Source organism: Bradyrhizobium sp. PRIMUS42, assembly GCF_023006515.1.
Classification (GTDB): domain Bacteria; phylum Pseudomonadota; class Alphaproteobacteria; order Rhizobiales; family Xanthobacteraceae; genus Bradyrhizobium.
In genome coordinates this window covers 1-6,734 of the sequence record NZ_JALBGZ010000338.1, presented here as the reverse complement: position 1 = coordinate 6,734, position 6,734 = coordinate 1, and the positions used below count along the sequence as shown (strand labels likewise).

Here is a 6,734-nt window from a genome sequence, read left to right as displayed (position 1 = left end):
GCTGCTCCGACGGCGTCCCCCGCGGCCACCGTCTCGACGACCGCCAAGCCCGATGCGGCGGCCGCCATCGCGCCGGCGATGAAGGAACTGTCGCCCTGGGTCATGTTCATGTCGGCCGACGTCATCGTGAAGGCGGTGATGATCGGGCTCGCCTTCGCATCGCTGATGACCTGGACCGTCTTCATCGCCAAATCGATCGAACTGTCGGTCGCATCCACCAAGCTTCGTTCGGCGCTGAAGAAGATTTCGGAGACCCGCTCCCTCGCCGAAGCGCAGATGGCGCTCGGATCCAAGGAGGGGATTCTGCCGTCCTTCCTCGCGGCAGCGCTGCGCGAGGCGCGGATGTCGGCCGGCCTGTCCAGCGATGCCGGCATCAAGGAGCGCGCGGCCTCCAGCTTTTCCGAGATCGTGCGCGCCGAGGCACGACGCATCCGGATCGGCATGGGCGTGCTCGCGACCATCGGCTCGACGTCCCCCTTCGTCGGCCTGTTCGGCACGGTCTGGGGCATCATGAACAGCTTCATCGGCATCTCGAAGTCGCAGACCACGAACCTTGCTGTCGTTGCGCCCGGCATCGCCGAGGCGCTGCTCGCCACCGCGATCGGCCTCGTCGCCGCGATCCCCGCCGTCATCATCTACAACCACTTCTCGCGCGTGACGAAGGGCTATCTCGAGCTCGTCAGCCGCGCCTCGGGCGCCGCGGGCCGGCTGCTCTCGCGTGATCTCGACCGCAGCCACGGCAGCGTGCATTCGCGCGCAGCGGAGTGAACCATGGCCGTTTCGCTCGCAGACAACGATGACGACGACGATTTCTCGGAAACGCATGACATCAACGTCACGCCGTTCATCGACGTCATCCTGGTGCTGCTGATCATCTTCATGGTCGCAGCGCCGCTCTCGACCGTCGACCTGCCGATCGACTTGCCGACCTCGAGCGCGACGCCGCAGAAGAAGCCGGACAAGCCGACCTATCTCAGCATCAAGCCCGATCTGACGCTTGCCATCGGAGAGAACCCGGTCCACCGGGCCGAGCTGATCGGGACGCTCGACGGATTGTCCGACATGAGCAAGGACAAGTACGTCTTCCTGCGCGCCGACAAGTCGGTGCCGTATGGGGAGTTGATGGGCATCATGGAGCTCTTGCGCTCAGGCGGCTATACGCGGGTGAAACTGGTGGCGCTGGAAGGCGCTCCGGGTGCGCCTGCGGCAGGCGCCGCTCAGCCTTAAGAAGGCCCGCTATGTCGGACGAACTCAGACCATCCCGGAAGCTCTGGATCCTCGCGGCGGTGGCGGCGCTCGTGCTTCATCTGGGTGGCGCCGCGCTCGCGCTGGCGCACCTGCAAGCCGATGATGACGGCGACGGTCTGGGGGCAGCCGGCGCGGAGTTCGCGGTGGAAATGACTTCGCCTCCGGTTCAGGAGGCCAATCTGCCCCTCGCGCCGACAGAATCGGACGAGTCGGAAGAGCGCCCGGCACTGCCTGAGCAAAAGACCGAGACGAAGGAGACCGACCTTCCCCAGGATCGGCCGCAGCAAATCGAGGATGCCGATCGTATCGTCACCGAGAACAAGCCGAAGAAGGAACAGGACGACGATCCGAAGGTGGCCGCGATTGAAACGCCGGCCATGGAGGCATCCCAGAAATCTGTTGCAGCGGATCGGCAGACTTTCGAAGACGCAACGCGCGAGGCCGAGAGGGCCATGGCGCCGGTGCTCGGCATCGGCAAAGACCTGCTGAAGCTAACGGCCGATTGGAACCGCAAGATCAGTGCGCATCTGGCGGCGCACAAGGTCAATCCGGAGGGCAAGGAGCCCAAGGACCAGACCGCCAAGGTGAGCTTCGCACTCAACCGCAGAGGGAACGTGGTTTCGGTCGATGTCGTCGAATCGTCCGGAGACGCGGCTTACGATGCCGCTGCGATCTCCATGGTCCACAAATCCGATCCTTTCCCGGTCCCGCCGACCGAGCTCACCGAGGACCGGTTCGAGCGCACCGTCGAGATCAAGTTCAAGCCGCGGGAAGAGAAGAAGACGAAGAAGTCGGCTCAGCGCCAGTAGAGCCTGATGCCGACATAGACCACGACCAGGCAGGCGAAGATCAGCGCCACCGGCAGCGGCCGTTTCTGGGGGCCCGCGAATGCTGCCGCCCCGAAGGAAGTGGCCTTCTTCGGCTTCGGTGCCGGGCGGCGGAAGGCGGTAACATTGTCCGCGGCGGGCTCGGCCGCGCGTGGGCGGACGTCGGGCGGGGTTCCCGCCCCACCCATCTCGGCATAATAGGCCTTGTAGATCGCGCCGATGGTGGCCTCGGTGGCTTCACCCTCGCTCATTTGCGCCAGCAGGTTCTGGTAGCTCGCCAGGAACTCCTGGGCCTCCGGCGGCAGCGCGGACGAACCGTTGAGCTTGGCCATCATCTTCCAGGTGGCGAAATCGGCGCGGGCGCGGGTATCCGCGCGTCGCGCGATCAGCATATCGGCAGCTTTGACCAAGTCGGCCTCTGGCCCTTCGGCTTGTGTTCGGTGTCGCTGTTCAACTACGCGTTGCCGGTCAGGAAGAGAACAGCCTGAATCACATAACCGGTCAACGCTCGCAGTATTGCTGAAATAACATCAAGATTTAGACCGAACCGGGACCCCGCAAGCGGTAGCAGGATCAGGAGCGCGATCAGGATCAGCATTCCGAACGGCTCCAGCCGGGCCAGTGGCATGGCGAGGGGGCGGGGCAACAGCCCGACCGCGACGCGCCCGCCGTCGAGCGGCGGAATCGGCAGCATGTTGAACACCGCCAGGATCGCGTTGATCACGAGGGCATTCTTGAGATTGTCCGCGACCCATTTCGCCGAGCTCGCGGGCACCAGGGGCAGCGCATGGAAGGCGAGGGCGGCGACGAGCGCCAGCAGGATGTTGGTGACGGGCCCGGCCAGCGCCACCCAGACCATGTCGAGCCTGGGGTTGTTGAGCTTGCGGAAATTCACAGGCACCGGCTTGGCGTAGCCGAACAGGAACGGCGAATGCGCAAACAGCAGCATCGCCGGCAGGATCAGCGTGCCGAACGGATCGATGTGCCGGAGCGGATTGAAGCTGACGCGGCCGAGCTGCGAGGCCGTGTTGTCCCCGAGCCGGTCCGCGACGAAGGCGTGCGCGGCCTCGTGGAAGGTGATGGCGAGCACGAGCGGCAGCACCCACACCGACAGGTCATAAAAGGAAATGTTCACGGCTCGTCCGTCCCGGTTCGCTCGCGGCCTTGCAGCCGTTCCAGCCAAACCGGCGGTGCAGCGACGCTTCAGCTGAACATAGGGTGGCCTGTTCCGAAATGCCACGCCGCAAATGATCCGCCCGCAGCACGCTGCCGTGCGATCGCGCAACTATGCCGGGATCGTCCCCGGATGTTGCGTCAGACCGTCGTCGAGCTTCAGCCAGTCGGGCTTTTCCGACACCCAGATGTGCTCGGTCGGCGCGAAGGCGTTGCGATCGTCGAAAACGGAGAGGGATACGCCTGCGAGCGTGCCATTACGCCGCCAGGCGAACAGCCGCGTGCCGCATTGCTTGCAGAACACGCGGTCGATGTTCTCGGAGGACGCGTAGCGGGCGGTGTCACCTTCGACGGTCAGCGCGCGCTGGTCGAACTGCGCCCTGGCGAAGAAGGGCGAGCCCATCGCCTTCTGGCAGGTGCGGCAATGGCAGACGCGGACGTTGAGCGGCTCGCCCTCAGCCTTGAACCGAACCGCGCCGCACAGGCATCCACCTTCCCGGATCATGGTGTCCTCAATAGGTTGCGCGTCCGCCCGAGATGTCGAACACCGCGCCGGTCGAGAACGCGCAGTCCTCCGACGCGAGCCAGCTCACCATCGCGGCCAGCTCTTCCACCAGCACGAAGCGCCCCTTCGGGATCTTCGACAGCATGAAGTCGATATGCTGCTGCGTCATCTGGTCGAAGATCGCCGTCTTCGCGGCCGCCGGTGTCACCGCATTGACGAGGATGTCGTGGGCGGCGAGCTCCTTGCCGAGCGATTTCGTCAGCGCGATCAGGCCGGCCTTGGAGGCCGAATAATGCGAGGCGTTCGGATTGCCTTCCTTGCCGGCGATCGAGGCGATGTTCACGATGCGCCCGTATTTCTGCTTGAGCATCGCGGGCACGATGGCCTTGCAGACGATGAAGGGGCCGTCGAGGTTGATGCGCAGAACCTTGCGCCATTCCTCGAGGTCAGTCTCCCAGACCGGCTTGTTGATTCCGGCGATGCCGGCATTGTTGACGAGGATGTCGATCTTGCCGAAGGCGGCCAGCGTCGCATCGCGGGCCTGCTCGACGGCTGCGGTGTCGGTGACGTCGACCTTGAACACGCAGACGCTATCGCCGATTTCCTTTGCGGTTTTCTCAGCCAGCGCCGCATCGAAATCCCAGATCGCGACCTTGGCGCCGGAAGCAACGAAGCGCTCGGTAATGGCGCGGCCAAAACCCTGTGCGCCGCCGGTGACGATGGCGGCGCGGCCGTTGAGATCGATCTTGTTCATGCGATTGATCTCCCGGCGTCAGAGCATGTAACCGCCGTCGACGACGAGGTCGACGCCGGTGGTGAAGGCGCTCTCGTCGCTGCCGAGATAGACCGCCATGTTCGCGATTTCCTCGGCGGTGCCGAGCCGGCCCATCTTCTGGCGGGAGACGAACATCTCCTTGCCCTGCGGGCCTTGCGCGGCGGCGCGGTCGAGCATCGAGGGCGTCTCGACGGTGCCGGGGCAGATCGAGTTGCAGCGGATGCCCTTGGTGATGAAATCGAGCGCGACCGCGCGCGTCAGCAGCGACACCGCCGCCTTGGACGAGCTGTAGACGTAGCGGTTGGCCGGCGGCCGCAGCGCCGCGCAGGACGAGATGTTGACGATGCTGCCGCCGCCGCCCGCCAGCATCTCGGGCAGGAAAGCCCGGATGGTTCGGTGCATCGACTTGACGTTGAGATCGAACGAGAAATCGAAATCCTCTTCCGAGCACTCCAGGATGGTGCCGTGGTGCACGAAACCTGCCGCATTGAGCAGGATGTCGATCTTGCCGATGCGCTTGGCAAAGGCGTTGACGTCGGCGGTATTGCGGACGTCGAGCTTTGCGACCTCGGCGATGCCTTCCTTGGTCAAGCCAGCGATGCCGGCTTCATTGATGTCGGTGGCAATGACGGTTGCGCCTTCACGCGCGAATGCGATGGCGCAGGCGCGGCCGATGCCGGCGGCTGCAGCCGTGATGACGGCGCGCTTTCCCTTGAGGCGGTCTGCCATTTTTGTTCTCCTTAAGATCGTTCCAATGCCAACCCCGCGCCATTGCGAGGAGACCTTGCGACGAAGCAATCCAGACTGTCTCCGCGGAGATATCTCTGGATTGCTTCGCTACGCTCGCAATGACGGTGTGGCTGCTAGTGATTGTCCCGCGCCACGCCGAACGTGCCGGCGACGTTCTGGTAGCGCGTGGCGAGCTCCATGCAGGCGCCGGTCGATTGCTGGCCGACGGTGTTGCGATAGATCTCCTGCCACGGCGTCTGGTTTTCGGGATGCTTGAAGCCGCCATTGGCCTTCAGCTCGGCGTGACGCTTCTTCAGCTCCTCGTCCGAGATCAGGATGTTGGCGCTGCCCTTGTTGAGGTCGACGCGGACCTTGTCGCCGGTCTTGAGGATCGCGAGGCCCCCGTTGGCGGCAGCCTCAGGCGAGGCGTTCAGGATCGAGGGCGATCCCGAGGTGCCGGACTGGCGGCCATCGCCGATGCAGGGCAGGGACAGGATGCCGCGTTTGATCAGCGCCGCGGGCGGCTGCATGTTCACGACCTCGGCGCCACCGGGATAGCCGATCGGCCCGGTGCCGCGGATGAACAGCACGCAGCGCTCGTCGATGTCGAGCGAGGGATCGTCGATCCGCTCGTGATAGTCCTCCGGCCCCTCGAACACGATGGCGCGGCCCTCGAAGGCGTTGAGGTCCTTCGGGTTGTTGAGATAGCGGTCGCGGAATTCCTTGGAGATCACCGAGGTCTTCATGATCGCGGAATCGAACAGGTTGCCCTTCAGCACCAGGAAGCCGGCGTCCTTCACCAGCGGCTTGTCGTAAGCCCAGATCACGTCGTTGTCGGGCTTTGGCGCATCCTTGCAGTTCTCGCCGATGCCGCGGCCGTTGACGGTGACCGCGTCTTCATGGATGCGCTTGTGCTTCATCAATTCGCGCACCACCGCCGGCACGCCGCCGGCGCGGTGGAATTCCTCGCCGAGATAGAAGCCGGCCGGCTGCATGTTGACCAGCAGCGGCACGTCGTGGCCGACTTTCTGCCAGTCCTCGATCGTGAGCTCGACGCCGATGTGACGGGCCAGCGCGTTGATGTGGATCGGCGCGTTGGTCGAGCCGCCGATCGCCGAATTGATCACGATGCAGTTCTCGAACGCCTTGCGGGTCAGGATGTCCGAAGGCTTGAGGTCTTCCCAGACCATCTCGACGGCGCGCTTGCCGGTCTCGTAGGCGATCTGGCCGCGCTCGCGGTAGGGAGCGGGGATCGCCGCGCAGCCCGGCAGCGAGAAGCCGAGCGCTTCGGCAAGCCCGTTCATGGTCGAAGCGGTGCCCATGGTGTTGCAATGGCCGACCGAGGGCGCCGAGGAGGCCACGATCTCCATGAACTCTTCGTAGTCGATCTCGCCCGCGGCGAGCCGCTCGCGCGACTTCCAGACGATGGTGCCGGAGCCGGTGCGCTCGCCGGCATGCCAGCCGTTGAGCATCGGGC

General features: G+C 64.8%; 9 protein-coding genes. 3 read left to right on the top strand and 6 right to left on the bottom strand.

Features of this window, described 5'->3' with window-relative positions:
- The 3 genes from exbB to MOV75_RS22635 all read left to right on the top strand — a co-directional run.
- A partial coding sequence (gene exbB, locus MOV75_RS22645) for a tonB-system energizer ExbB (protein WP_247006645.1) occupies positions 1-768 on the top strand: 768 nt, incomplete at its 5' end.
- A gap of 3 nt (positions 769-771) precedes the next feature.
- Positions 772-1,227, top strand: a complete 456-nt coding sequence (gene exbD, locus MOV75_RS22640; protein ID WP_246923165.1) for a TonB system transport protein ExbD — start codon at positions 772-774, stop codon at positions 1,225-1,227.
- Positions 1,228-1,238: 11 nt separating this feature from the next.
- Positions 1,239-2,057 (top strand): TonB family protein, encoded by an 819-nt coding sequence (locus tag MOV75_RS22635; RefSeq protein WP_247006644.1) that lies wholly within the window; start codon positions 1,239-1,241, stop codon positions 2,055-2,057.
- Here MOV75_RS22635 and MOV75_RS22630 read toward each other — a convergent pair.
- From MOV75_RS22630 to MOV75_RS22605, 6 genes are all read right to left on the bottom strand, one after another.
- Positions 2,045-2,467, bottom strand: coding sequence for a hypothetical protein (locus tag MOV75_RS22630; protein WP_246923213.1), 423 nt, complete (start codon positions 2,465-2,467; stop codon positions 2,045-2,047). The genes MOV75_RS22635 and MOV75_RS22630 overlap by 13 nt on opposite strands.
- 62 nt (positions 2,468-2,529) lie before the next feature.
- Positions 2,530-3,210 carry a site-2 protease family protein gene (locus MOV75_RS22625; protein WP_247006643.1) on the bottom strand — a complete coding sequence of 227 codons (681 nt, stop codon included), beginning with the start codon at positions 3,208-3,210 and terminating at the stop codon, positions 2,530-2,532.
- Positions 3,211-3,360: 150 nt separating this feature from the next.
- The gene (locus tag MOV75_RS22620; RefSeq protein ID WP_246923178.1) at positions 3,361-3,753 is read right to left on the bottom strand and encodes a GFA family protein; all 393 of its coding nucleotides are present in this window, start codon (positions 3,751-3,753) and stop codon (positions 3,361-3,363) included.
- Between the two features lie 7 nt (positions 3,754-3,760).
- Positions 3,761-4,507, bottom strand: coding sequence for an SDR family NAD(P)-dependent oxidoreductase (locus MOV75_RS22615; RefSeq protein WP_247006642.1), 747 nt, complete (start codon positions 4,505-4,507; stop codon positions 3,761-3,763).
- 18 nt (positions 4,508-4,525) lie between these two features.
- Positions 4,526-5,257 carry an SDR family oxidoreductase gene (locus MOV75_RS22610; RefSeq protein WP_246923183.1) on the bottom strand — a complete coding sequence of 244 codons (732 nt, stop codon included), beginning with the start codon at positions 5,255-5,257 and terminating at the stop codon, positions 4,526-4,528.
- 134 nt (positions 5,258-5,391) lie between these two features.
- Positions 5,392-6,734: IlvD/Edd family dehydratase (locus tag MOV75_RS22605; protein ID WP_247006641.1), on the bottom strand; the 1,343-nt coding region annotated here is incomplete at its 5' end.

Bases quoted from the DNA above. Each gene is read 5' to 3' on its own strand.
- exbD (WP_246923165.1), top strand. From the start codon at position 772: ATGGCCGTTTCGCTCGCAGACAACGATGACGACGACGATTTCTCGGAA.
- MOV75_RS22635 (WP_247006644.1), top strand. From the start codon at position 1,239: ATGTCGGACGAACTCAGACCATCCCGGAAGCTCTGGATCCTCGCGGCG.
- MOV75_RS22630 (WP_246923213.1), bottom strand. From the start codon at position 2,467: ATGCTGATCGCGCGACGCGCGGATACCCGCGCCCGCGCCGATTTCGCC.
- MOV75_RS22620 (WP_246923178.1), bottom strand. From the start codon at position 3,753: ATGATCCGGGAAGGTGGATGCCTGTGCGGCGCGGTTCGGTTCAAGGCT.
- MOV75_RS22615 (WP_247006642.1), bottom strand. From the start codon at position 4,507: ATGAACAAGATCGATCTCAACGGCCGCGCCGCCATCGTCACCGGCGGC.
- MOV75_RS22610 (WP_246923183.1), bottom strand. From the start codon at position 5,257: ATGGCAGACCGCCTCAAGGGAAAGCGCGCCGTCATCACGGCTGCAGCC.